Origin of the sequence: Sulfitobacter sp. 1A13353 (genome assembly GCF_043557255.1) — a bacterium.
GTDB lineage: Bacteria > Pseudomonadota > Alphaproteobacteria > Rhodobacterales > Rhodobacteraceae > Sulfitobacter > Sulfitobacter faviae.
The window spans coordinates 1-2886 of record NZ_JBIFFS010000022.1 but is presented as its reverse complement, the minus strand read 5'-3'; the positions used below and the strand labels follow the sequence as shown (position 1 = coordinate 2886).

Below are 2886 nucleotides of genomic sequence, written 5' to 3'. Positions count from 1 at the left end.
GAGAGATACTGTAGTCTAGGAACTTATTAGGTTTGGCGATGACCTACTCTCCCACGTCTTAAGACGCAGTACCATCGGCGCTACGGCACTTAACGGCTGGGTTCGGGATGGGACCAGGTGTTTTGCTCGCGCTATGATCACCAAACCGAATAAATTCCTAGAAACGCTCTGCGCAGGAGAGCGGCGGCGGGAGGCGGGGTATCCGAAGGATGCCCGTTCCCGCTCCGTCTTTATTGGAGCGCAAAGCGTGTTTGTCCAAGTCACGTACGACTGATTGTATGTGTATGCTTTTGATCAGTAAGCAGTCTTGCTTCTACTGGATCAAATCAAGCCTATCGAGCAATTAGTACCAGTCAACTGAACGTATTACTACGCTTACATCTCTGGCCTATCGACGTGGTGGTCTACCACGGCTCTCAGGGATACCTTGTTTTGAGGGGGGCTTCCCGCTTAGATGCCTTCAGCGGTTATCCTGTCCGATCATAGCTACCCAGCACTGCAATTGGCATTACAACTGGTCCACCAGTGGATCGTTCACCCCGGTCCTCTCGTACTAGGGGCAACTCCTCTCAAGTATCCTACACCCACGGAAGATAGGGACCGAACTGTCTCACGACGTTCTAAACCCAGCTCACGTACCTCTTTAAACGGCGAACAGCCGTACCCTTGGGACCTGCTCCAGCCCCAGGATGAGATGAGCCGACATCGAGGTGCCAAACACTGCCGTCGATATGGACTCTTGGGCAGTATCAGCCTGTTATCCCCGGCGTACCTTTTATCCGTTGAGCGATGGCCCTCCCACTTGGGACCACCGGATCACTATGGCCGTCTTTCGACTCTGCTCGACTTGTCAGTCTCGCAGTCAGGCTGGCTTCTGCCATTGCACTCAACGAGCGATTTCCGACCGCTCTGAGCCAACCTTCGCGCGCCTCCGTTACGATTTAGGAGGCGACCGCCCCAGTCAAACTACCCGCCACACAGGGTCCCGGAACCGGATAACGGTCCGCGGTTAGACATCAAGCAGAACAAGGGTGGTATCTCAAGGGAGGCTCCACCGAGACTGGCGTCTCGGTTTCAAAGCCCACCACCTATCCTGCACATGTTCGGCCTAATGCCAGTGTGAAGCTGTAGTAAAGGTGCACGGGGTCTTTCCGTCTAACCGCGGGTAACCGGCATCTTGACCGGTAATTCAATTTCGCTGAGTCTATGTTGGAGACAGCGGGGAAGTCGTTACGCCATTCGTGCAGGTCGGAACTTACCCGACAAGGAATTTCGCTACCTTAGGACCGTTATAGTTACGGCCGCCGTTTACCTGGGCTTCAATTCAGAGCTCTCACTCCTCCTTTTAACCTTCAGGCACCGGGCAGGCGTCAGACCCTATACGTCGTCTTGCGACTTCGCAGAGCCCTGTGTTTTTAATAAACAGTCGCCACCCCCTGGTTTGTGCCCCCAGCCCCTAGTTGCCTAGGAACCGGGCCTCCTTCTCGCGAACTTACGGAGGTATTTTGCCGAGTTCCTTCAACATAGTTCTCTCAAGCGCCTTGGTATTCTCTACCTGTCCACCTGTGTCGGTTTAGGGTACGATCTGATGATGGAGCTATTTCCAGGGACCGCTCAGCAGCCCATCCAATCCGATAAGGATGAACTACCCCTGCGATCCGTCACTTCCATCTGGCCCAGGAATATTAACCTGGTTCCCATCGACTACGCCTTTCGGCCTCGCCTTAGGGGTCGGCTTACCCTGCTCAGATTAGCTTTAAGCAGGAACCCTTGGACTTTCGGCGAGAGTGTCTCTCACACTCTTTGTCGCTACTCATGTCATCATTCTCACTAGTGATCTCTCCACCGGATCGCTCACGCGCCGGCTTCACAGAAAGCTCCTTGTGTCCAATACGTCCCGAGGGACGATAAGGACACATGGAACTATGTCACACTACGCTCTGCTACCATGCAATAAATGCATCCTCGGCTTCGGCTCATGGCTTGAGCCCCGTTACATCTTCGCCGCAAGACAACTTATTTAGACCAGTGAGCTGTTACGCTATCTTTAAAGGATGGCTGCTTCTAAGCCAACCTCCTGGTTGTTTTGGTCGTCTCACCTGCTTTCCCACTTAGCCATGAATTAGGGGCCTTAGCCGGAGGTCAGGGTTGTTTCCCTCTCCACGACGGACGTTAGCATTCGCCGTGTGTCTGCCATCCAGTACTCCTCGGTATTCGGAGTTTGGTTAGGATCAGTAAGCCTGTGGGGCCCCATTACCCATCCAGTGCTCTACCCCCGAGGGTATTCGGATGACGCTCTACCTAAATAGATTTCGCAGAGAACCAGCTATCTCCGAGTTTGATTGGCCTTTCACCCCTAGGCACAGCTCATCCCGATCTTTTTCAACAGATGTGGGTTCGGTCCTCCAATAAGTGTTACCTTATCTTCAACCTGGCCATGCCTAGATCACTCGGTTTCGGGTCTGATCCCACGAACTCGACGCCCTATTAAGACTCGCTTTCGCTGCGCCTACACCTAACGGCTTAAGCTTGCTCGTGAGACCAAGTCGATGACCCATTATACAAAAGGTACGCTGTCACATCGCAAGGATGCTCCAACTGATTGTAGGCGTTCGGTTTCAGGTACTGTTTCACTCCCCTCGTCGGGGTGCTTTTCACCTTTCCCTCACGGTACTGGTTCACTATCGGTCAGTAAGGAGTACTTAGCCTTCGAAGGTGGTCCTCCGATCTTCAGACAGAATTTCACGTGTTCCGCCCTACTTAATACGTCCAATCATGCTTCTTATACGGGACTATCACCCACTTTGGTTGCGCATTCCAACGCATTCTAACCACACTCATGGCTCGGCTGGTCCCCGTTCGCTCGCCGCTACTAGGGGAGTATCA

Annotated in this window: 2 rRNA genes; both read right to left on the bottom strand. The window is 53.2% G+C overall.

The features are described from left to right. Window positions 1-30 precede the first annotated feature (30 nt). Window positions 31-145: ribosomal RNA gene (gene rrf / locus ACGYLO_RS22050) — 5S ribosomal RNA — on the bottom strand. Between the two features lie 177 nt (window positions 146-322). Beyond that, window positions 323-2886 (bottom strand): 23S ribosomal RNA (locus ACGYLO_RS22045); the annotation flags it as partial.